The sequence below is a fragment of the Protofrankia sp. BMG5.30 genome (genome assembly GCF_001983005.1).
Classification (GTDB): domain Bacteria; phylum Actinomycetota; class Actinomycetes; order Frankiales; family Frankiaceae; genus Protofrankia; species Protofrankia coriariae.
Window position 1 is genome coordinate 33,181 of sequence record NZ_MOME01000012.1, and the last position, 22,991, is coordinate 56,171.

Sequence of the window (22,991 nt, forward strand, 5' to 3'; positions counted from 1 at the left end):
GACTTCGCCGAATATGACGGCCTCCAGCTTCTCCGGAGCACATAGAGATCACCATCCTCGCAGAGGCAGCGCAAAGTCGGACGAGCCCGCTCCATCAGCCGTTCACAGGTTCTCGCCGATTCCGCCGACCGCGTCGATCTGTTCGGGTGTCAGCCCTGTGAGCAACGCCAGCCGAGATCGGTTGGTGCCGTCCAGCAGTGCCATCACCTCCCGCATCCGGGCCCGGATCTCCTCACGTCGGATCTCCAGATACACCCTGACCGCCTCGGCCACAAGATTCTTCGTCATGCCGAGGAAGTGGGCCCCGTCCGAGATCAGCCTGTCAGCCTCCGGATCGACTTTCAAAGGTGTCAGTTTTGCGGCCATGACCTCTGCCTCCGACGTCCCGAGTATCCCTAGGGCACCTGAGGCAGCAGTACGGTCAGCCGCGGATTGCGGCGACACTGGGAGGCGGACGGCGCAGGCCGCCAGCACGACGCCCGTCAACAGGCCGACCACGGTCGCCGCTACGATCCCCCGCCCCGCGCTGGACAACGGCAACGCCGCTTCAGGCGGACGCGGAACTCCGACGACGCTGCCCCGGCAAGGCGGAGGCGGTCAGGGTGTGGTGTCGAGGTTCTGGAGGAAGTGGGCGGCTATGGGGGCCGCGGACTGGGCGCCGAAGCCACCGTCCTCGACGATGACCGCGAAGGCGACGTCGCCGCGGTAGCCGACGAACCAGCCGTGGGTCGGCGGCGGGTTGCCGTCCTTGTACTCGGCGGTGCCGGTCTTGCCGTGCACCTCACCGGGGAAGGCGACGCTGGCCGCCGTCCCCTCGGTGACCACCGATCGCATGAAGTCCTGCAACGTCGGGACCACCGCCGCCGGCAGCGGGTTGCTCCGCGGCGCCGAACCGCTCACGAACGGCTGGTGCCAGGTGCCGCTGGCGACCGCCGCGGCCACGCTGGCCATCTGTAGCGGGCTCGCGTTCACCCTGCCCTGGCCGAGAGCGTCCGCGGCCGATTCCACCGCGTCCTTCGGCGTCGGGAAGGAACCGCCGACGCTGGCTATCGGCAGCGGCCGGCTGCTGTCGAAACCGTAGAGCTTCGCGGCCTGCTCCAGCGCCGAGTCGGGCAGCGAGCCCTCCAGCCGGATGAACGCGGTGTTGCAGCTGTGGGCGAACGCCTCCCGCAGCGGGATCACKCCGAACTCCTCGTTCTCGGCGTTGGCGAAGGTACGCCCGCCGACCGCCACGGTCTGAGTGCAGTCCAGCGGGGTGTTCGCGTCCTTCCCCGCGATCAGCGCGGCGGTCGCCGTGACAATCTTGAAGGTGGATCCCGGTGGATAGCGGCCGTTGATCGCCCGACCGTACCCGTTGAGCGGGTGGTTCACCAGGGCGAGAACGCCGCCGGTGCGCACGTCGACGGCCACCAGCGCGCCGGTGGGTTTGGACGCGGTCGCCATCGCGGCCTCGCCGGCACGCTGCACCTTCAGATCCAGCGTGGTCTCCACGTCCTTGCCATCGGTCATCGGATACGACCGCAGGGTGTTGACAGTCTCGTTCCGCTCGTTGCGGACGGCCACGGTACCGCCCTGTGGGGCAAGGACCGCGTCGTGGACGCGCTGCAGCCCCGACAGCGGAGCCACCTGGCCGACCAGGTTGCCGGCAAGCTCCGCGTCGCCGCTCAGCGGCTGGCCGTTGACGTCGACCAACTGGCCGCGTTTGCCCGTGGACGTCGTGCGGTCCAGCCGCAGGCCGGGGGCCAGCGCGGGGTGGATCGCGTCCGGCCGGGCCTGGACCTTCCAGTCCTTCCCCTGCCGCGCGAGGTGCAGCACACCRTCATAGCTGTACGGCTCGGGGAAGCCGGCCAGGGTGAGCGACGCCGAGTAGCCGACCGTGGCGGTCGAACCCGTCCGCTCCAGCGCGCCCGGGACGAAGCGGGCCCCGGTCACGTTCAGTCTGGTACGGGCGTCGACCATGGATGCGACGAGCTGGTCGACGCTGATCGTCCCCGGCGTGGCCACCGCGGTCACGCCGGCCCTGCCCTGCTCCTGCGCGGCCGTGGGCGCGGCGCTGGCAGGCGCGGCGCTGGGTCCGGCGCTGGCGGGCGCGGCGCTGGGCGCGGCCGTGGCGGTGCCCGTACCCGCGGCGCGGTCCGTGGTGGAGGTGGCCGTGTCACCGGACGAGGCGAGGCTCTGCCAGCTGGACAGGTACGCCTCCGCCGCGGCCGTCGCCGCCCTGTCCTGGGCGCGGTTGTCGCTGCGGACCTTCCACAGGTATCCGGCGCCGGACGCGGCGAGCAGCACGATGACGACGGCGAGGGCGATGAGCAGACGGGTGCGGCCACGGCCCCGCCGTGACGTCGACGCGGTGAACCCGCCAGGAGTCAGAGGCACCTTGGCGTGCTCCTCCCCCATTGACGATCTCAGCGGCGGCCCCGCTGATGGCGACCTGGGCCCCGCCGCCATCGACGGCCGGGCTCCGGGCGTGGCACCAGCTTACGAAGGCCCAGCCGGGACCCGCCTGTCGACGCGCCGTGAGCACAACGCGGACCGTAGGTGAAAACCGTTGCTATCACAGCGGTTTTCACCTACGGACGCGCAAGCCCTAGGTGAAAACCGGCGTGATAGTGACGTTTTCCACCTACGGCTTGCGGGTGACGAGCAGGCGGAGAAAGGGCGGCGGTTACTGGCCGAGGCGTTCCAGGAGGAGTTTGCGTACCGTGCCCGGGTCCGCCTGACCCTTCATGGCCTTCATGACCGCGCCGACCAGCGGGCCGACCGCGTTCAGCTTGCCGCCGCGCACCTTGTCGGCGATGGCCGGCTGGGCAGCGATGACCTTGTCGACCGCCTCGGCGAGCGCGCCGTCGTCCGAGACAATCTTGAGGCCGCGACCGGCCACCACCTCGTCCGGCGTTCCCTCACCGGCGAGGACACCGGTGATGACCGTGCGGGCGAGGGCGTCGGTCAGCTCGCCGTCAGCGATCATCTCCGTGATGCGGGCGACGTCGAACGGCCCGATCGCGAGGCCGATCGGGGGCACACCGGCGTCGGCGGCCCGGCGCGCGAGCTCGTTCAGCCACCACTTGCGGGCCGCCTCGGCCGTCGCCCCCGCCGCGACGGTCTCCTCGACCAGGTCGAGGACGCCGGCGTTGCGCATGTTCACGATGTCGGCGGGTGTGAAGCCGTGGTCGGCGGYGAGGCGCGCCCGGCGCTGCGCCGGCAGCTCCGGGATGGTCGCCCGGACGGCGTCGACGTACTCGTGGGTCAGCGCCAGCGGGGTGAGGTCCGGTTCGGGGAAGTACCGGTAGTCGGTCGCCTCCTCCTTGGAGCGGCCGGCCGACGTCGTCCCGGAGGCCTCGTCGAAGTGCCGGGTCTCCTGGACGACCTTCAGGCCCGCGTCCAGCCGGGTGGCCTGTCGGACGATCTCGTGCCGGACCGCCCGCTCCACCGAGCGCAGCGAGTTGAGGTTCTTGGTCTCCGACCGGGTGCCGTAGGGCGCGGCGGGCTCGCCGGGGGCGGTGCGCGGACGCAGCGACACGTTGGCGTCGCAGCGCAGCGAGCCCTGCTCCATCCGGACGTCGGAGACGGTCAGCGCCCGGCAGAGCTCACGCAGCTCGTCGACGTAGGCGCGGGCGACCTCGGGCGAGCGGATGTCCGGCTCGGTGACGATCTCGACCAGCGGGATGCCGGCCCGGTTGTAGTCGACCAGCGAGTGGGTGGCCCCGTGGATGCGCCCGGTGGCCCCGCCGACGTGCAGGGACTTGCCGGTGTCCTCCTCCATGTGGACGCGGGTGATGCCGACCCGGTGGATCTTCCCGTCGGCCTCCACGTCGAGCCAGCCGTTCTCGCACAGCGGCTCGTCGTACTGGCTGATCTGGAAGTTCTTCGGCATGTCCGGGTAGAAGTAGTTCTTGCGCGCGAAACGGCACCACGGTGAGATCGAGCAGTTGAGCGCCAGACCGATCATCACGGCGAACCGGACCGCGGCCTCGTTGACCACCGGCAGCGAGCCCGGCAGGCCCAGGCAGGTCGGGCACACCTGGGTGTTGGGCTCCGCTCCGAACGCGGTGGAGCAGCCGCAGAACATCTTCGAGGTGGTGCCGAGCTCGACGTGCGTCTCCAGCCCGATCACCGGCTCGTAGCGGGCGACGGCGTCGTCGAAGGTGGGGATGGTGGCCGTCGTGGTGGCCGTGGGTGTCAACGCACGTGCTCCTGTTCAACCGCGTCCGTCTGTACCGAAGTGGGGCCGTGATCCGCGCCGGCCGGCCGCGCCTGATCGGCGGGCTGGGCCTCGCCGGCGGGCCGCGTGCCGGTGGCGGGGTCCGGCTGGCGGGGCCGGGTGTCACGCAGGTGGATCCGGGTGGCGAACACGGCCGCGCCGACGCCGAGGACGCCCCACAGGATCAGGATGGGCGCCGACGCGACGACACCGAGTACAAGCGCGGCGACAGTCAGAACCCAGGCTGCCACCAGCAGCACCCGGTCCTCACGTCTGCTACGTAGCGCAACCATCATAGGCCTCCCTCTCGCCATCGTAGTCGGCCGACACACGCGCGATCATGATCCTCTCCGGGCGAGCCCGGGATCCTGTCACGACACGCCCGGTGCGGGCATACCCGACGCGAGCCCGCCCGTCACGGCGCGGCCGGCCCTGGCATGCCCGCGCCGCGGCCTCCGTCACCGGACGTCCGTGCCGGCGGGTCGGTCACAGGGGCGGGGCGTCGTCAAGAAAGGGACGGCCACGCCTGGCCTCCAGCGCCGCCTCCAGCGCGCCGCCGACCCGGTACAGCCGGTCGTCTGCGAACGCCGGCGCCATGATCTGGAATCCGACGGGGAGCCCGTCGGCGAGACCGACCGGCAGGCTCATCGCCGGCCCGCCGGCCAGGTTCGACGGGATCGTGCACAGGTCGGACAGGTACATCGACACCGGGTCGTCGACCTTCTCCCCCAGCCGGAACGCGACGGTGGGCGTGGTGGGCGAGACCAGCACGTCGACCCGCTCGTAGGCGGCGGCGAAGTCCTGGCTGATCAGCGTCCGGACCTTCTGGGCCTGGCCGTAGTAGGCGTCGTAGTAGCCCGACGACAGCGCGTACGTCCCCAGGATGATCCGCCGCTTGACCTCGGGGCCGAAGCCGATGCCGCGGGTGCGGCTCATGACCTCCTCGGCGCTCGCCTCGCCGTCGTCGCCGACCCGCAGGCCGAACCGCATCGCGTCGAAACGGGCCAGGTTGGACGAGCACTCGCTCGGCGCGATCAGGTAGTAGGCGGGCAGCGCGTAGGTGAAGTGCGGGCAGCTGACCTCGACGACCTCGGCGCCGAGACCGACGAGCACCTCAAGGGTGTCGGAGAAACGCGCGCGCACCCCGATGTCGTAGCCGTCCCCGGACAGCTCGCGGACCACCCCGATGCGCACCCCGCGCAGGTCACGGCTGGCGGCGGCGGCCACCACGGGCGGCGGCGCGAGCTCCACGCTGGTGGTGTCCAGCGGGTCGTGGCCGGCGATGGCGGCGTGCAGCAGGGCGGCGTCGGTCACCGTGCGGGCCAGCGGGCCGGCCTGGTCCAGGGAGCTGGAGAAGGCGACCAGGCCGTAGCGGCTCACCCCGCCGTAGGTCGGCTTGACCCCGACCAGCCCGCACACCGCCGCCGGCTGGCGGATCGAGCCGCCGGTGTCGGTACCGAGCGCGATCGGCGTCTCGAACGCGGCCACCGCCGCCGCGCTGCCCCCGCTGCTGCCGCCGGGGATGCGGTCGGTGTCCCACGGGTTGCGGGTCGGGCCGTAGGCGGAGTTCTCCGTGGACGACCCCATCGCGAACTCGTCCATGTTGGCCTTGCCAATGATGATCACGCCGGCCGCGCGCAGCTTCGCCACGGCGGTCGCGTCGTACGGCGGGTACCAGCCCTCCAGGATTCGGCTGCCGCAGGTCGTGGGCATCCCGCGGGCGGTGAAGACGTCCTTGAGCGCGAGCGGGACGCCCGCGAGCGGCCCGAGCGTCTCCCCCAGCGCCCGGCGCTGGTCGACGTCCCGGGCCGCGGCGAGGGCGCCGTCGGCGTCGACGTGCAGGAACGCGTTGATCCGGTCGTCGACCTTCGCGATCCGGTCGAGCGCGGCCTGGGTCACCTCCAGCGCGCTGAGCTCACCAGCGGCGATCGCGGCGGCGGTTCGGGCGGCGGAGAAGTGGATGACGTCGGTCACGGACAGGAACCCTCACTCGTCCATATCGAGGATGCGCGGCACCCGGAAGCGGCCGTCCTGCGTGGCGGGCGCGCCGGCGAGAGCGTCGGTGCGCGGCAGGGACGGACCGGTGATGTCGGCCCGGAACACGTTCGTCAGCGGGACGGCGTGCGTCGTCGGCGGGATGTCGCCGGCGGCCACCTCCGCGACCCGGGCGACCGCGCCGATGATCACATCGAGCTGGGGGGCGAGCGTGTCGAGTTCCTCCTCCGACAGCGCCAGCCGCGACAGGCGGGCGAGGTGCGCGACCTCGTCCCTGGTAATCGCCATACCGGTTACGACCCTCTGACTTCCCGATGACCTTCCGATCACCTCATGGCTTGCTGACCCGCGGTGGCCTGCTGACCCGCGTACGCGCCGACAGCGGACGGCGACGGACGGGAGCCGACCCCAGGCCGGCCCGCGTACGACCTGGCCCGCGTACGACGCTGTGGTCATCGTACGGTCCGACCCGTCCGATCGGCCTGTGGCGTGYCGGCCAGCGACGACTTCGTGTGCTCGGGCGATACGGTGCGAGGGTGGTCAGCGTCGTTCCCCGGCTGCGTTTCGCGCCGTCCCCGACCGGCATGTTCCATGTCGGCAACGCCCGGTCCCTGCTGCTGAACTGGGTGGTCGCCCGCCAGTCCGGCGGTTCGCTCGTGCTGCGGATCGAGGACACCGACGCCGCCCGCAGCCGCCCCGAGTGGACGCAGGGGATCATCGACGCGATGGCCTGGCTCGGCGTCGGGCCGGACGAGTACGAAGGTCCCTACTTCCAGTCGGCGAACGCCACCGCGCACCGGGAGGCGATCGCCCGGCTGCTCGCCGCCGGGCGCGCCTACTACTGCGACTGCTCGCGCGAGGACCTCCTCGCCCGGACCGGGGACAGCCACCGCGGCTACGACGGCTTCTGTCGCGACCGGGGGCTCGCCGCCGCCGAGGGCCGCGCCGTGCGCTTCCGGACGCCGGACGAGGGCGCGACGATCGTCGACGACCTGGTGCGCGGCAAGCCCGCGTTCGACAACGCCCTGCTGGAGGACTTCGTCATCGCCCGCGGGGAYGGTTCGGCGACCTTCCTGCTGGCCAACGTCGTCGACGACGTGACCATGGGCATCACCCACGTCATCCGGGCCGAGGAGCACCTGTCCAACGCGCCCAAACAGCAACTGCTGTGGGAGGCCCTGGGCACCCCGCCGCCGCTGTGGGCGCACACACCGATCCTGGTCAACGCCAAGCGGCAGAAGCTGTCCAAGCGGCGGGACAGGGTGGCGCTGGAGGACTTCCGCGCCGAGGGCTACCTGGCCGCGGCCATGCGCAACTACCTGATGCTGCTCGGCTGGGCGCCCTCGGGCGACCGGGAGATCGTCCCCTGGGAGGTCATCGAGAACGAGTTCCGGCTGGAGGAGGTCAACTCCGCCCCGGCGTTCTTCGACGTGACGAAGCTGCGCGCGTTCAACGGCGAGTACATCCGGGCGCTGACCGTCGAGGAGTTCGTCGCAGCCTGCCAGCCGTGGCTGACCGGGCCGTCCACCCCGTGGGACGCCGACGCCTACGACCCGGAGGTGTTCGCGGCGGTCGCGCCGCTCGCGCAGACCCGGTTGGTGCTGCTGTCCGAGATCGTGCCGCTGGTGGACTTCCTCTTCCTCGACACCCCGGTCGTCGACGAGGCGGCGTGGGCGAAGGCCACGAAGGACCGGGACACCGCGGCCGCCCTGCTCACGGCCACCGTCGACGCCTACACCCGGCTGGCCGCCGAGGGCGGCGACGACGGGACGGACGGGACGGACGGGGCGAGCGGCCAGGGCGAGCACGGCGGCCAGGGGTGGGACGCGGCGGCCCTCAAGGCGCGGCTGGAGGAGGTCGGTCTCGCCCACGGGCTGAAGCTGGGCAAGGCGCAGGCGCCGGTGCGGGTGGCGGTGACCGGCCGCTCGGTGGGGCTGCCGCTGTTCGAGACGCTCGCGGCCCTCGGCCCCCAGCGGACGCTCGCCCGCCTGCGCGCGGCCCTGGCCCGGCTCACCTGATGGGAGCCAGGCGTCCGGTACGGGGCACGGCTCCCGTTCTTCCCACTCCGAGGTGACGCAACGTGAATATCTGCGTGACTCACTGCCGGCCACAGCGACCCGGATACACTAGATGACCAGCACTGATACCTGCACGTGACGTTGTTGCCACCAAGCTGGCATGCACAGAATGCATCCTTGACCACATGTCGTACCTGCTACGCCTCGTCCTGCCGGACCGTCCCGGCGCCCTGGGCGCCGTCGCGACCGCCCTCGGCCAGGCCGGCATCGACATCGTCAGCCTGAGCGTGGTCGAGCGCGGCGCGCGCGGTGCCGTGGACGATCTCGTCGTCGAACTGCCCCCGAACGGGCTGRCCGACACCGTGCTGACCGCGGCCTGCTCCGTGCCCGGGGTGAGCGTGGAGTCCCTGCGCCCGTACCCGGCCGGCGGGGTCGGGATCAGAGACGACCTGGACCTCGTCGAAGCGCTGACCGCCCGGCCCGACGACGCGCTCGCCGTCCTTACCGGGTTCGTCGGCGCGGTGTTCCACGCCGACTGGGCGGTGCTGCTCGAACGGGTCGCGCCCGGCGACATCCGGGTCGTCGAATCCTCCRTCGGCGCCCCCGACCTCGGCGGTGACGAGCTGACCAGCCCGAAGAAGGTGCGCCCCGAACTGCTGTCGCTACCTCTGGACCGGGCGCGCGGCCTCGGCGCGGACAGCGGCTGGTTCCCGCCGCGCTGGAGCGCGCTCGGCATGGAGCTCGCGGTGGCGCCGGTGGGTACTCCCCCGGGAGGCAGCTCCGAGCTGGCGGTGCTCGTCGGACGGCCCGGCGGCCCGCGCTTCCGCGCCTCCGAGGTCCAGCGCCTGGCCCATCTCGCCGGCATAGCCGCCACGATCGTGCGCAACCGCCACGCCTCGCCAGCCCCCACCTGACACCCGAACAACCATCCCGCCCCGGCCACCGGCGGGGCGTGGCTCGGGCTACCCGTCGGCTGGTTGCGGTGGGCCGTCGTCCGGTTCCGGCGGGAGCGCGAGCGGGGCCGCGGCCTGCGGGCCCTGCTCCAACAGGACGGCGAAGCCGGCCTCGTCGAGGATCGGCAGCTTCCAGGCGCGGGCCTTGTCGTACTTGCTCGCCCCCGGGTCGGCGCCGACCACCACGAAGGCCGTCTTCTTGCTCACCGAGGCGGTGACCTTGCCGCCGCGGGCCTGGACGGCCTCGGTGGCGGAGTCCCGGCTCCAGCCCACCAGCGTCCCGGTGATCACGACGGTGACGCCGGTGAGCGGGCCGGGCCCGTCGTCCGCGCCGGCGTCGGCGAACCGCGCCCCACCGGAACGGATCCGTTCCAGGATGTCCTGGTGGCGCGGGTCGGCGAACCAGTCCACCACGGTCGCGGCGATGGTCGGGCCCACGCCGTCGACGGCGGCCAGCGTCTCGGTGGACGCGGCGGCGATGGCGTCCACCGAGCGCATCTCGCGGGCCAGCGCCCGGGCCGCGCTCGGGCCCACGTGCCGGATGGACAGCCCGACCAGCAGCCGCCACAGTGGCTGCCGCCGGGCCGCCTCCACCCCGCGCAGAATCTGGTCGATCTTCTTCTTGGCGAAGCCGCGCAACTCGGCGAACGACTCGGCGGTGAGGTGGAAGACGTCGCCGACGTCGCGTACCCGGCCGGCCTCCAGCAGGGCGGTCGCCGTCTCGTAGCCGAAGCCGTCGATGTCCAGGGCGCCACGGGAGGCGAAGTGGAACAGCGACTCGCGCAGTTGCGCCGGGCACGAGACGGTGTTCGGGCAGCGGACGTCGACCTCGCCCTCGGGACGCACCAGCTCGGTGCCGCACTCCGGGCAGTGGGTGGGCATCACGAAGGCGCGTTCGGAACCGTCCCGCAGGTCCACGACCGGGCCGACGATCTCCGGGATCACGTCCCCGGCCTTGCGCAGGACGACGGTGTCGCCGATCAGCACGCCCTTGCGTTCCACCTGGTCGGCGTTGTGCAGGGTGGCGAGGCCGACGGTGGAGCCGGCGACCTTGACCGGCTCCAGGCGGCCGAACGGGGTGACTCGCCCCGTGCGGCCCACGTTGACCTCGATGCCGAGCAGCCTGGTGGTGACCTCCTCGGGCGGGTACTTGTAGGCCACCGCCCAGCGCGGGGACTTCGACGTGGCGCCGAGGCGGCGTTGCAGACCGAAGGCGTCGACCTTCACCACCACACCGTCGATCTCGTGCTCGACGTCGTGGCGGTGCTCGCCCCACCGGCGGACGAACGCCTCGACCTCGGCGACGCTCGCCAGCACCTCGTGGTGCGTGGAGACGGGCAGGCCGAGTTCGGCCATCCGCTGGTACGCCTCGGACTGGGAGGTGACGTCGAAGCCGCGGTGAGCGCCGAGCCCATGCATGATCATGGACAGTGGGCGGCCGGCGGTGACCCGCGGGTCCTTCTGCCGCAGGGAGCCGGCGGCGGCGTTGCGCGGGTTGGCGAACGGTTTGTCGCCGGCGGCGACCAGCGTGGCGTTGAGCTCGGTAAAGGCCGCCGTCGGGAAGAAGACCTCGCCGCGGACCTCCAGCAGCCCGGGCACGCTCCCACCGCGCAGCCGGCCCGGCACCGCCGCGAGGGTCCGGATGTTCGGGGTGACGTCTTCCCCCGTCCGCCCGTCACCGCGGGTGGCCGCGCGCACCAGGTAGCCGTCCTCGTAGACCAGGTCGACCGCGAGACCGTCGATCTTCAGCTCGCACAGCCAGGCGTCCACCTCGGCCTCCCGGGTGACGCGGGCGGCCCACGCCTCGAACTCCACCTCCGTGAAGACGTTGTCCAGCGAGAGCAGCCGCTCCAGATGCTCCACCGGGGTGAACAGGGTCGAGATGGCGCCGGCGACCTTCTGGGTAGGTGAGTCCGGCGTGCGCAGCCCCGGGTAACGGGTCTCGATCTCCGTCAGCTCGGCCATGAGCCGGTCGTACTCGGCGTCGGAGACGGTCGGGGAGTCCAGAACGTAGTACCGGAAGGCGTGTTCGCCCAGCTCCCGGGCCAGTTCCGCCGCCCGCGCCCGCGTCCGCGCCGGGATCTCGTCGACCGCGACGCCCGGCGCCGACAGCTCGGCGTCGCCACCGGCGGGGAGCTCACCGTCGGGTCGGGGCTCGGGCCCGCTCCCCGGCGTCACGCTCCGGGAAGCGTCCGGGGAGCCGCCCGCGTCCGGGGGAGCATCCACCGTTGCCTCGGCCGCCGGCGCGCCGGCCACGCCCGGGGGGGCGTCCGGACTCGAGATGTCGAGCGGGCTCATACCGAGCCGTCCGCCAGTGCCCGGCCCGCCTTGCGGCAACGCCGCAGCGCCGCCCTGGCATAGGCGGGTGTCGCACCCGCGAGACCACAGGTGGGAGTCACCACGACCACCTCCCGAAGCTGCTCCGGGGCGAACCCCAGCCGCCGCCACATCGACCGGACGGGCTCGAAGGTACGACGGGCGTCCGACAGTTCCGACAGTTCCGCGCCCCGCGCCGGCACCACCCCGACCATCAGCGCGACCCCGGCCTCGACCGCCTCGCCGACGGCGTCGTCGTCGGCGGGCGTCAGCAGGGTCGCATCCACGCTGGCGAAGGCCGCCTTCGCCAGCCGCAGCACTCCCAGCGGCGGCGCGGACGCGCAGCAGTGCACCCCGGTGGGCACCCCGGTGGCGGCCAGCAGCGTCCGCAGCCGGTCGACGACAACACCCTCCTCCACCGCGGGGAGCACCCCGAAACCGCTGGGTGTGCGGACCTCACCGGCGAGCACCGCCGGCAGGCAGGGCTCGTCGACCTGCACGATCAGGCGGGCGCCGGGCACGGCCAGGGCGATGCCGGCGAGGTGGGCGGCGAGTCCCTCGGCCAGGGCCTCGGCGATGTCCCGGCTGGCGCCGGCGTCCTTGAGGGCCTTGTGCCCGCGGGGCAGCTCGACGGTGGCGGCGAGCGTCCACGGGCCGGCGACGGCGACCTTCAGCGGCCCGGTGTAGCCGGCGGCGACCTCACCCAGCGCGTCGAGATCGCGGGCGAGCAGGTCCCGGGTGCGGCGCAGGTCCATTCCGGGACGCGGTACCAGCCGCCACCCGGACGGTTGCAGGTCGACCGGCATGTCCGCAAGCAGACCCGCCGAACGGCCGATCATGTCGGCGCCGGGGCCGCGGGCCGGCAGCTCGGGCAGGTGCGGCAGGTCGGGCAGCTCGTCGAAGACCAGCCGGCACGCCTCGACCGGGTCGCTCCCCGGCAGCGACCCGATGCCGGTCGCCGCCCCCGGCTCCCACAGGCGGCCGGCGGCGGGCGCTGTCGCGGGCACAGCGGTGGGTGCGCCGGGGGGCACTGCTGTGGATGCGTCGGCGGGTGCGATGTCAGGCATGGTGGTGAATGGTGTCACGGGCTCATCACCGTCATCGGAATCGCCGTCCGCGGGAAACAGGTGTCGAAACAGGTGCCAAGGAGCGGGCAGAGGAGCGGGGAAAGGCCGGCCGGACCCCGCGGTACCCGCGCCCCGCGGTACCCGGGCCTCCTGTCAGCGCCCGAGCCGGATGACATGGCCGCCGCCGAGGACACGGTCACCGTCGTAGAGGACGACGGCCTGGCCGGGGGCGGTACCGCGCAGCGGCTCGTCCAGGGTCACGCGCAGCTCGTCGCCGACGCCCTCGGCGATGGCCGGCACCGCCCGTCCGTGCGCCCGGACCTGCGCCGCGCAGACCACCGGCCCCTCGTACGGCCAGACCGCCCGGTCGGCCACCAGGTGGGAGACGTCGAGTGCCTCGGCCGGGCCGACCGTCACCGTCCGGGTCACCGGAGAGATGTCGAGGACGTAGCGTGGCCTGCCGTCGGGCGCGGGCCGGCCCAGGCGCAGGCCGCGGCGCTGGCCGATCGTGAACGCGAAGGCCCCGTCGTGCTCCGCCAGCGTCTCGCCGGTGGCCGCGTCCACCACCGGCCCGGGCTGGGTGCCGAGCCGGTCCCGCAGCCAGCGGCCGGTGTCGCCGTCGGCGATGAAGCAGATGTCGTGGCTGTCGGGCTTGTCCGCGACCGCGAGGCCGCGGCGGGCGGCCTCGGCACGGACCTCGGTCTTCGTCGTGTCCCCCAGCGGGAAGATCGCGTGGGCGAGCTGGTCGGGGCGCAGCGTCCCCAGYACGTAGGACTGGTCCTTGCCAGGGTCGACCGAACGGCGCAGCACCGCCCCGGAAAGCTGCGCGTGATGGCCGGTGACCACCGCGTCGAAACCCAGGGCCAGCGCCCGCTCCAGCACCGCCGCGAACTTGATCCGCTCGTTGCAGCGCACGCACGGGTTGGGCGTCCGGCCGGCCTCGTAGGCGGCGACGAACTCGTCGATGACGTCATGCTCGAAGCGGTCGGCGAGATCCCACACGTAGAAGGGGATTCCGAGGACGTCGGCGGCGCGGCGGGCGTCCCGGGCGTCCTCGACGGTGCAGCAGCCGCGGGCGCCTGTGCGGTGCGAATCGGGCGACTTCGACAGGGCCAGGTGCACGCCCGTCACGTCGTGGCCGGCGTCCACCGCGCGGGCCGCCGCCACCGCCGAGTCGACGCCCCCGGACATCGCCGCAAGCACACGCATCCCGCTCACCCCCCGGACAGCCCGGCGAGCGCCCCCGCCCGGCGCGCCCGGTCGACCACCGGCGCGATCACGCGAATCAGGGCGTCGACGTCACTCGCGGTGGACGTCCGCCCCAGCGAGAAGCGCAGCGAGCCGCGGGCGCGGGCCTCGTCGACGCCCATGGCCAGCAACACGTGGGACGGCTGGGCCACTCCCGCGGAGCAGGCCGACCCCGTCGAGCACTCGATCCCGTGGGCGTCGAGCAGCAGCAGCAGCGAGTCGCCCTCGCAGCCGGGGAAGGTCAGATGGGCGATACCGGGCAGGGAGCCGGGGCCGGCGGGCGCACCGTTGGCCACCGCGCCCGGCACCGCGGCGAGCACCCGGGCGACCAGGCCGTCCCGCAGGGCGGCCAGCCGCACCGACTCGACCGGCTGCTCGGCGACCGCCGCCGACGCCGCCGCCGCGAAGGCGGCCACCCCCGGGGTGTCCAGGGTGCCGGAGCGGACATCGCGCTCCTGCCCGCCGCCGTGCGTCAGCGGCGCCAGTGTCAGGCCGCGGCGTACCAGCAGCGCGCCCATGCCGATCGGGCCGCCGAGCTTGTGCGCGCTGACCGTCAGCGCGTCCGCGCCGCTGTCCTCGAACGACACCGGGATCGACCCGACGGCCTGGACGGCGTCGGTGTGGAACGCGATCCCGTAACGGTGCGCGACCGCGGCGAGTTCCGCGATCGGCGAGACAGTCCCGACCTCGTTGTTCGCCCACATCACGCTGACCAGGGCGACGCTGTCGGGATCCCGCGCGATCGCCGCGGCGAGGGCGTCGGGGCGCACCATTCCGGTGGCGTCCACCGGGAGCAGTTCGACCTGGGCGTCCTGCGCCTCGGCGAGCCAGATCACGGCGTCGAGGATGGCCCGGTGCTCGACCGCGCTGACGAGTACCCGGTGCCGGCGCGGCTCGGCGGCCCGGCGGGCCCAGTACAGCCCCTTGATGGCCAGGTTGTCGCTCTCGGTGCCGCCGGCGGTGAAGACCACCTCGGACGGGMGGGCGCGCAGTGCGGCGGCCAGCGCCTCACGCGATTCTTCAACCACCCTACGTGCACGAYGGCCGCTGGCGTGCAGCGACGACGCGTTCCCGCCGTCCGCGAGCGCCGCGTTGTAGGCGGCCACAGCCTCCGGACGCATCGGCGTGGTCGCCGCATGGTCGAGGTAGGTCACATCACCGAGGATATCCGCGCACCGCCGCGAATCCGGCCGGTGCCCGGGAGTCCGCAACCCGACGCGACGACATCCCCAGCACACCCCGTCGCACCCCGGCCACCTTGCGGCGACGGAATGTCCTCATCCCGGCCGGAACCTCACCAAGGATCACGCGTCGACCAGCACGACACCCGCACGGGCGATCTCGAAGTGGAACTCGAGCCCGGTGGCCCGGCTCAGCTTCGCAAGCGTGTCGAAGGAAGGCTGGTGGTCGGCGTTCTCCAGCCTGGTGATCTGGGGCTGCGCCAGGCCGACGATGGCCGCCAGATCACGCTGGCTCAGACCGTGCTCGGTCCGGTACCGGAGCATCCTGTTGGCGACATCACGGGCGAAGGCCATCCGGTCCCACTCGTCACGGAACTCGGCATCCTCGCGCTGCTCCTCGAYGACCTGGTCGAGGAGCTTGAGATCAGAGATCTTCATACGCCGGTCTCCATATCGTCAAGTCGCTGCTCGGCCGACCTGATGGCTCTTGCGAAACCCTTCGGGTCGGTGTCAGTCTCTGGGCCGAAGGCGCCGACGACCAGGGCGGATCCGAGCTGCCGGTAGAAAGCACGCCACGGGCTACGGCCCTGTCGTGGCCGTAGTTCCCGCAGGCGCCAGGCGGTCCTGATGTCGCTGGTGTGTGGATGGCCGAGCGTGGGCCCGATGGCACGCAGCTTGTCGAGGCGGTGACGACAGCGGCACGCTCCCTCGCGGGGATCTTGCTCAGCTCGACGTCAGCGTCGGGATGGACCAGAACCTGCCATACCACCGCTCGTTGATAACACATGTGTTATCAACAGCCCGTAATCAAGTGGCACCTGAGGCCTGGATGCGCCGTCCGGCTTGGGCCGCCGTCGGCGGCTTGTCGGAACCAGTCGCGGGTAGCTGGGCACACCGAGCTGCCAGCGCGCTGTCGCGCGTCGGTTTCTGGCTGCCGGTGGGGCTGGTCGTGCTATCGCCGCGGCGCCGAACATGCCTTGCGGACAGGGGTTGCCCGGGCGGGTCCGACTGGATTTGGCCTTGCCCGCGGACCGGCCACAGCTCGAAGACGCCCAGCGTCTCGAGGTCAGCGGCGGCGGTCCCGTAGCGGACTCCCATCTGGGCGCAGACGTTCTCCGGCTGCATGTCGGGTGGGCAGAACGCGAACATCAGGCCGTGCAACTGGTGCCGGCGGTAGGCGAGCCAAGCCTCGTCGAAGGCCGGGGCGCGCTCGCCCACGGCGGACCGAAGCGCGTTGATGGCAGCTCCACCTCGTGCTTCCTGCGGTCTTCCACCGTCAGCGCACCGGTGAGGAAGTAGTTGACGTCCTCCGACCAGGGGGCCGGGCAGACCGTCTGCCAGTCGAGGAAACGCCGGCCTTCGCCGGGGACGACGTAGGTGTTGCCAAGAGGAACCATTCGGCGACCTGACGGAAGAGCGCCGACCCCACGGTCAGCCGTTCCGTGCCGCCGACGCCCCGGCGATCCCATGTCGTGCCGTGCCAGGCGGCCATCAACTCAAGGGTGGCCTGGCGGAGGCCGGTGGGCTGACGGGCTGGCAGGTCAGAAGTCGCCGGCGCGGCTGCGGAACTCCCGGAGGATCTCGACGAGCGGGCCGACCTGCTCGGGCGGGAAGCCCGGGTCGGCGAAGAGGCGCCGGTTGAGCTCGACGGTGGCGGCGGTCGCCACCTCCCGGCCGGCCGCGGTGATCTCGGCCAGGGTCGTGCGCCGGTCCGTGGGGTGCGGGATGCGGCGGACCAGGCCCTGCGAGGACAGCCGGTCGACCGCGCTGGTCACGCTCGTCGGATGCACCTGCAGGCGATTGCCGACCTTGCTCATCGGCAGGGAGCCGGCCCGGCTGAACAGCAGCAGCACGAGCAGCTCGTAGCGGGCGAAGGTCAGCTYGAAGGGGCGCAGCACCTCGTCCGCCYGGGCCAGGATGATCTGCTGGGCGCGCATCACGGACGTGACAGCCGCCATCCCGTCAGCAGCCTCGGCCCATCCGTGCGCCGTCCACTGCTTGCGCGCCTCCTCGATGGGGTCGAACGGCAGAGGTTTGGGAAAGGACACGGTCGGACGGCTCCTCCACGACGTGGCCGGTCGGCCGGAACAGCACGGGCCTCGTTTCCCGTGCCGCCGCGGACCCATCGGGCCGCCGTGGACTCCTGGGAAACGTGGGCCTCCCGGACCTGCCGGAGACCCGCCGAATCCGGGGTTCCCACCGGATCCGGCGGGAACCCCGGACGCGAGCGAATCACGACCGCGCTGCCCTGGCCAGCCAGGGCGCTGGGAAACTAGGTTTGCTCAGACATTACGACGATACCGGCCACCGACTTCGAAGAAGGCGTCACTGATCTGACCGAGCGAGCAGTGCCGGACCGCGTCGATGAGAACGTCGAAGACGTTCTCGCCGGCCGCCGCGGCCTCACGCAGCCGGCGCAGCGCCTCGGGGGCCTCCTCGGCGTGCCGGGCCTGGAAGTCGGCGAGGCGCTCGAGCTGTGAGACCTTCTCCTCCTCCGTGGCCCGGGCGAGCTCGATGGGACCCTGCGAGCTGTCCTCCGCGTCGGGGTCGAGGAAGGTGTTCACCCCGACGATCGGCAGGCTGCCGTCGTGCTTGCGCTGCTCGTAGAGCATGGACTCGTCCTGGATACGGCCGCGCTGGTAGCCGGTTTCCATCGCGCCGAGCACACCGCCGCGCTCGGAGATCCGCTCGAACTCGGCGAGTACGGCCTCCTCCACGAGGTCGGTGAGCTCCTCGACGATGTAGGAGCCCTGGAGCGGGTTCTCGTTGCCGGACAGCCCCCACTCCTTGTCGATGATCATCTGGATGGCCAGCGCGCGGCGGACGGAGTGCTCGGTCGGAGTGGTCACCGCCTCGTCGTAGGCGTTGGTGTGCAGGCTGTTGCAGTTGTCGTAGATGGCGCACAGGGCCTGCAGCGTGGTGCGGATGTCGTTGAAGTCCATCTCCTGGGCGTGCAGGGAACGGCCGGAGGTCTGGACGTGGTACTTGAGCTTCTGCGACCGCTCGGCGGCACCGTAGCGCTCGCGCAGGGCCACCGCCCAGATCCGCCGGGCCACCCGGCCGATGACGGTGTACTCCGCGTCCAGGCCGTTGGAGAAGAAGAACGACAGGTTCGGCGCGAAGTCGTCGATGCGCATGCCGCGGGCGAGGTAGGCCTCGACGTAGGTGAAGCCGTTGGCGAGGGTGAACGCGACCTGGCTGATCGGATTCGCCCCGGCCTCCGCGATGTGGTAGCCGGAGATCGACACGGAGTAGAAGTTGCGGACGCCGTGGTCGATGAACCATTCCTGCACGTCGGCCATGCAGCGCAGGGCGAACTCGGTGGAGAAGATGCAGGTGTTCTGCCCCTGGTCCTCCTTGAGGATGTCGGCCTGCACGGTGCCGCGCACGGTCGTCAGCGCCCTGGCCCGCACCTCGGCGGCCTCGGCCGGGGTGGGCTGGCGACCCTCGGTGGCGGYGAACTGTTCCAGCTGCTGGTCGATGGCGACGTTGAGGAACATCGCGAGGATCGCCGGAGCCGGCCCGTTGATCGTCATGGAGACGCTCGTCGTCGGCGAGCACAGGTCGAAGCCGGCGTAGAGCTCCTTCATGTCGTCCAGGGTCGCGATCGAGACCCCGGACGTGCCGATCTTGCCGTAGATGTCGGGACGGGGCGCCGGGTCCCGTCCGTAGAGCGTGACCGAGTCGAACGCCGTGGACAGCCGGGTGGCCTCCGAGCCCCGGGAGAGGTAGTGGAAGCGCCGGTTGGTGCGGAACGGGTCACCCTCGCCGGCGAACATCCGCGCCGGCGCCTCGCCGATCCGCTTGAACGGGAACACCCCGGCGGTGAACGGGAACCGGCCGGGCAGGTTCTCCGCGCGCAGGAAGCGCACGAGATCACCGTCGTCGCCGATGCGGGGCAGCGCCACCCGGGGTATCGAGCTGCCCGACAGCGTCGTGCGGCGCAGCGGCGTGTGGATCTCCTTGCCGCGCACCTTGTAGACCAGTTCCTCGCCGGAGTACTCCGTCACCGTCGTCGGCCAGGCGTCCAACTGCTCGCGCACGCCGGGATCCAGCGCCTTCTCGGCGCCTTCGAGCAGGGCGTCGAGCCCCGCGTGCCGGTCACCGGCGGCGGCGAGCTCCTGGTGCGCCGTGCGCAGGTGCTGGCGCCGGCGGGCCGCCTCGACCTGCTCGGCGCTGTGCCGGTGGTAGGAGCGGACGGTCTCGGCGATCTCCGCCAGGTAGCGGACGCGGGACGCCGGGAGCACCCTCGTCAGCCCCGAGGACGCCTTGACCGACACCCGCGGCAGCGTGCCGGCGGCCAGCGGCAGGCCCTTGGCCCCGAGCAGCGAGGTCAGATGCTGGTAGAGCGCGGTGACCCCGTCGTCGTTGAACCGGGCCGCGCTCGTCCCGAACACCGGCATGTCCTCCCAGGAGGAGCCGAAGGCCTCCCGGTTGCGCACCAGCTGACGGCCGACGTCGCGGCGGGCGTCCTCGGCCCCGGACCGCTCGAACTTGTTGATCGCCACCACGTCGGCGAAGTCCAGCATGTCGATCTTCTCGAGCTGGGACGCGGCACCGTACTCGGGCGTCATCACGTACAGCGAGACGTCCACCAGGTCGACGATGCCGGTGTCACCCTGGCCGATTCCCGGCGTCTCGACCACGACCAGGTCGTAGCCGGCGGCCTGGCAGGCCGCGATCACGTCGCCGATCCGTTCGGGCAGCTCACTGCCGGCGCCCCGGGTCGCCAGCGAACGGAAGAAGATCGTGGACGGGCCGTCGGCGTCCCCGAGCACGTTCATCCGGATGCGGTCGCCGAGCAGGGCGCCGCCGGCGCGGCGGCGGGTCGGGTCCACCGCGATCACGGCGGCGCGCAGCTTGTCCTGCTGGTCGAGGCGCAGCCGGCGCAGCAGCTCGTCGGTCAGCGAGGACTTGCCGGATCCGCCCGTGCCCGTGATGCCCAGCACCGGGACACCGGGCCGGGCCGCCTGGCGCACCTGGCGCGCGAGCTCGGGCGAGGCGCCGCCCTGCAACACGGTGATCGCCCGGGCGAGCGCACCCTGGTCACCAGCTGTGATCGCCGGCAGCGACGGCAGGTCAGTGGTCAAGTCGGTGTCGCACTCGGTGACGATAATATTGATCATCCCTGGCAGCCCGAGCCGCTGCCCGTCCTGCGGCGAGAAGATCCGGGCGACTCCGCGGGAGTGCAGCAGGGCGATCTCGTCGGGGACGATGACGCCCCCTCCCCCGCCGTACACCCGGATGTGGCCGGCGCCGCGCTCGCGCAGCCGCTGGACCAGATAGCTGAAGTACTCGACGTGCCCGCCCTGGTAGGACGACAGCGCCACCGCCTGGGCGTCCTCCTGGATCGCGGCCGTGACCACCTCCTCCACACCGCGGTCATGGCCGAGGTGGATCACTTCGACGCCCTGGGACTGCAGGATCCTGCGCATGATGTTGATCGCCGCGTCGTGGCCGTCGAACAGGGAGGCCACGGTGACGACCCGCACCGGATGCTGCGGGACGTGCAGGGGTGACTGACTGGCTGCGCCCATCCTCGAAACCTCCGGACCAACGGCGGGCATGCTCCCCCAYCCAATAGTTGGATGGGCAGATATTAGGATGCCCACACAATAGGCTGGACGTCCAGACCCCAGCATGATCATCATTTTGCGGAGATTCCCGGCCGCATCCGCAACGGAAGGCGACGGGAGGGCGTTCCAGCCAGCTGGCGCCCACTGGATCAGCAATGACCACCGGGCGATGACCACCGGGCACCGGACCAGCATCATCCGGAACCAGCCCCAGAGACCGGGAAACGGGATCGAACAGGGGTTCCGATGCCCGGACCCCCAGCGCACCACCAGGACCTGCAGGGGTCCGCGGCCAGCGTTCGTCAGGCTGTTCCGAGGCGGTTCCAGCTCCAGATGGCCGCCCGCGCCGGGGGTGAAACAGCAACGGCCGGACGTTCCCCGGGTGGGAACATCCGGCCGTCAGGGACCGCGGAAGGCCGCGGAAGGACACCGGTGGAACATCCGCGGACACGCTGCCGCAAAGCGGCAGCCCGGCTACCCCTTGCGCTTCTCGATCGCCTCGGTGAGCTGTGGGACGACATTGAACAGGTCACCCACGACTCCGTAGTCGGCGAACTCGAAGATGGGCGCCTCCGGATCCTTGTTGATCGCTACGATCGTCTTGGACGTCTGCATCCCGGCCCGGTGCTGGATCGCACCGGAGATGCCGACCGCGACGTAGAGCTGCGGCGACACGGTCTTGCCGGTCTGGCCGACCTGCTGCTGGTGGGGGTACCAGCCAGCGTCGGTCGCCGCCCGGGACGCGCCCACCGCGGCGCCGAGGCTGTCCGCCAGCTTCTCGACCAGCGTGAAGTGCTCGGCGGCGCCGAGACCACGGCCGCCGGAGACCACGATCTGCGCCTCGGTGAGGTCGGGACGGCCCGACTTGGCCTCGACCACCCGGTCGAGGATCTTCGCCGACTTCGCCACGTCCGAGATCGTGATGTGGACGTTCTCCGTCACCGGGGTGGTCGGCGCGGCCTCGGGGGCGGTGGTGTTCGGCCGCACCACGAAGATCGGCGTCCCCTTGGTGACCTTCGAGGTGACGATCGTGGAGCCACCGAAGATGCCCTGGGTCGCGGTCAGGTCCGCCGCGACGGCGACGGCGTCCCAGAGCAGACCGGACCCGGTCTTCGCGGCCGTCCGAGCGGCGGCCTCCCGAGCCTCCGCGGTGGCGGCCGTGAGGACCGCCGCGGGCGAGACGTCGGTCACCAGCTTGGCCAGGACCTCGGCCACCGGCGCCACCACATAGTCGACGACGTCGTCGGACTCGACGACGTACACCTTCGACGCTCCGTACTCCGCCAGGAAATCCTTGCTCTTCTCGTACGTGCCGGGAGCGCCGAGGAAGACCGCGGACGCCTCGCCCAGCGACCGGGCGAGCGTCAGCAGTTCGGCAGTGATCTTCTTCGGCTCGCCGTCCGCGTGCTCGACGAGTACCAGAACCTCAGCCATCGGATAAGGACCCCTCAGATCAGCTTCTGCGCGACGAGGAACTCGGCGGCCTTCGTACCGCCGTCGCCCTCGTCCTTGACGATCGTTCCGGTCTGACGGGGCGGCGCCGGCTGGGCGTCCACCACCGTCGACGCGGCGTTGGCAAGCCCGACCGTGGCGGGATCCAGGCCGGCGTCGGCAACGGACACGGTGGTCAGCGGCTTCTTCTTGGCCGCCATGATCCCCTTGAACGACGGGTAACGCGGCTGGTTGATCTTCTCGACGACACCGACGACCGCCGGTGTGGACGCTTCTACCAGAGCGTAGCCGTTGTCGGCCTGGCGTTCGATACGAACAGTGCCTGCCGCCGGGTCGACGGTCACCTTACGGGCCTGGGTGAGCTGCGGGAGCCCGAGCTGCTCGGCGAGCAGGGCCCCCAGCACACCGCCCCGGGCGTCAGAGGCCTCGGCTGCGGTGATGACGATGTCGGGCGACAGCGTGGAAATAACTTTCGCGAGCACGACGGACGTCTGCAGGGCGTCGGAGCCGGCCAGCTGCTCGTCGGTGATGTGCACGGCCTTGTCCGCGCCCATCGACAGTGCCTTGCGGATGGTCTCGATGGCCTTCTGCGGGCCCAGGGTGACCACTGTCACCTCGCCACCATGGGCTTCCTTGATCTTCAGAGCCTCTTCGACACCGTATTCGTCCATCTCGTTTATGACGTTGTCCACACTCTTACGATCGATCGTCTTGGTGACCGGATCGAGCTTCTTCTCTGCCCAGGTGTCCGGCACCTGCTTGACAGTAACAACGATGTTCACCACGCCTCGAGGCCTCCGTAGCCACTTTCATCGGTCTGCTTGTTCCTGACATGGTCGCACCGGCAACGTTGTCACGCTCAATGATCGCCGACGCGTCCGGTACCGCGCCCCGCCCACACCCGGAGCCACACTCCGTCCACGTTGCCACCGGAAGGCACCCACGTGTGCATTCAAGCCGACTTCTGCACAGTCCCTTCCGTCA

The 22,991-nt window shown here is 71.6% G+C and carries 18 protein-coding genes; 2 read left to right on the plus strand and 16 right to left on the minus strand.

All coding sequences use genetic code 11. The features are described from left to right. Window positions 1-102: 102 nt before the first annotated feature. The 6 genes from BL254_RS07835 to gatC all read right to left on the minus strand — a co-directional run bounded on the left by BL254_RS07835 (window position 103) and on the right by gatC (window position 6,484). Window positions 103-366 (minus strand): hypothetical protein, encoded by a 264-nt coding sequence (locus BL254_RS07835; protein WP_047221327.1) that lies wholly within the window; start codon window positions 364-366, stop codon window positions 103-105. 231 nt (window positions 367-597) lie between these two features. Beyond that, on the minus strand, window positions 598-2,397 hold the full coding sequence (locus tag BL254_RS07840) for a penicillin-binding transpeptidase domain-containing protein (RefSeq protein WP_083730917.1): 1,800 nt from the start codon (window positions 2,395-2,397) through the stop codon (window positions 598-600). 268 nt (window positions 2,398-2,665) lie between these two features. Next, window positions 2,666-4,153 carry an Asp-tRNA(Asn)/Glu-tRNA(Gln) amidotransferase subunit GatB gene (gene gatB / locus BL254_RS07845; RefSeq protein ID WP_371390222.1) on the minus strand — a complete coding sequence of 496 codons (1,488 nt, stop codon included), beginning with the start codon at window positions 4,151-4,153 and terminating at the stop codon, window positions 2,666-2,668. 26 nt (window positions 4,154-4,179) lie between these two features. Beyond that, a complete protein-coding gene (locus BL254_RS07850) occupies window positions 4,180-4,494 on the minus strand; it encodes a hypothetical protein (protein WP_076842965.1) in 315 nt (104 codons plus the stop codon). A 193-nt stretch (window positions 4,495-4,687) separates the two neighbouring features. After that, window positions 4,688-6,175: an Asp-tRNA(Asn)/Glu-tRNA(Gln) amidotransferase subunit GatA gene (gene gatA / locus BL254_RS07855; protein WP_175648318.1), complete on the minus strand. Its 1,488-nt coding sequence runs from the start codon at window positions 6,173-6,175 to the stop codon at window positions 4,688-4,690. A gap of 12 nt (window positions 6,176-6,187) precedes the next feature. Further along, the gene (gene gatC, locus BL254_RS07860) at window positions 6,188-6,484 is read right to left on the minus strand and encodes an Asp-tRNA(Asn)/Glu-tRNA(Gln) amidotransferase subunit GatC (RefSeq protein WP_013874927.1); all 297 of its coding nucleotides are present in this window, start codon (window positions 6,482-6,484) and stop codon (window positions 6,188-6,190) included. Between the two features lie 269 nt (window positions 6,485-6,753). Between gatC and gltX the strand changes: the two genes are divergently transcribed. Both gltX and BL254_RS07870 read left to right on the plus strand, forming a co-directional pair. Then, on the plus strand, window positions 6,754-8,214 hold the full coding sequence (gene gltX / locus BL254_RS07865) for a glutamate--tRNA ligase (protein ID WP_076842966.1): 1,461 nt from the start codon (window positions 6,754-6,756) through the stop codon (window positions 8,212-8,214). A 185-nt stretch (window positions 8,215-8,399) separates the two neighbouring features. Next, on the plus strand, window positions 8,400-9,128 hold the full coding sequence (locus BL254_RS07870; RefSeq protein ID WP_076842948.1) for an ACT domain-containing protein: 729 nt from the start codon (window positions 8,400-8,402) through the stop codon (window positions 9,126-9,128). A 48-nt stretch (window positions 9,129-9,176) separates the two neighbouring features. Here the strand turns inward: BL254_RS07870 and ligA are convergent, their stop codons facing one another. The 10 genes from ligA to BL254_RS07925 all read right to left on the minus strand — a co-directional run bounded on the left by ligA (window position 9,177) and on the right by BL254_RS07925 (window position 22,789). Next, the gene (gene ligA, locus BL254_RS07875) at window positions 9,177-11,465 is read right to left on the minus strand and encodes an NAD-dependent DNA ligase LigA (protein WP_235433222.1); all 2,289 of its coding nucleotides are present in this window, start codon (window positions 11,463-11,465) and stop codon (window positions 9,177-9,179) included. Further along, window positions 11,462-12,490, minus strand: a complete 1,029-nt coding sequence (locus tag BL254_RS07880; protein ID WP_052914233.1) for a methionine synthase — start codon at window positions 12,488-12,490, stop codon at window positions 11,462-11,464. The genes ligA and BL254_RS07880 overlap by 4 nt, the downstream gene beginning before the upstream one ends. A gap of 213 nt (window positions 12,491-12,703) precedes the next feature. Beyond that, the gene (mnmA, locus tag BL254_RS07885) at window positions 12,704-13,759 is read right to left on the minus strand and encodes a tRNA 2-thiouridine(34) synthase MnmA (RefSeq protein ID WP_013874932.1); all 1,056 of its coding nucleotides are present in this window, start codon (window positions 13,757-13,759) and stop codon (window positions 12,704-12,706) included. 5 nt (window positions 13,760-13,764) lie between these two features. Next, the gene (locus BL254_RS07890; protein WP_076842949.1) at window positions 13,765-14,952 is read right to left on the minus strand and encodes a cysteine desulfurase family protein; all 1,188 of its coding nucleotides are present in this window, start codon (window positions 14,950-14,952) and stop codon (window positions 13,765-13,767) included. Window positions 14,953-15,102: 150 nt separating this feature from the next. After that, window positions 15,103-15,417, minus strand: coding sequence for a helix-turn-helix transcriptional regulator (locus BL254_RS07895; protein ID WP_076842950.1), 315 nt, complete (start codon window positions 15,415-15,417; stop codon window positions 15,103-15,105). Between the two features lie 710 nt (window positions 15,418-16,127). Further along, the gene (locus tag BL254_RS25810) at window positions 16,128-16,376 is read right to left on the minus strand and encodes a DUF1679 domain-containing protein (RefSeq protein ID WP_139342216.1); all 249 of its coding nucleotides are present in this window, start codon (window positions 16,374-16,376) and stop codon (window positions 16,128-16,130) included. Between the two features lie 144 nt (window positions 16,377-16,520). Further along, window positions 16,521-17,027, minus strand: a complete 507-nt coding sequence (locus BL254_RS07910; protein WP_076842951.1) for a MarR family winged helix-turn-helix transcriptional regulator — start codon at window positions 17,025-17,027, stop codon at window positions 16,521-16,523. Window positions 17,028-17,261: 234 nt separating this feature from the next. Further along, a complete protein-coding gene (gene icmF / locus BL254_RS07915; protein WP_076842952.1) occupies window positions 17,262-20,516 on the minus strand; it encodes a fused isobutyryl-CoA mutase/GTPase IcmF in 3,255 nt (1,084 codons plus the stop codon). A 513-nt stretch (window positions 20,517-21,029) separates the two neighbouring features. Next, complete coding sequence (locus tag BL254_RS07920) at window positions 21,030-21,989, minus strand: electron transfer flavoprotein subunit alpha/FixB family protein (RefSeq protein ID WP_076842953.1); 960 nt, start codon at window positions 21,987-21,989, stop codon at window positions 21,030-21,032. A 14-nt stretch (window positions 21,990-22,003) separates the two neighbouring features. Beyond that, window positions 22,004-22,789 carry an electron transfer flavoprotein subunit beta/FixA family protein gene (locus BL254_RS07925; RefSeq protein ID WP_043607045.1) on the minus strand — a complete coding sequence of 262 codons (786 nt, stop codon included), beginning with the start codon at window positions 22,787-22,789 and terminating at the stop codon, window positions 22,004-22,006. Window positions 22,790-22,991: the final 202 nt, after the last annotated feature.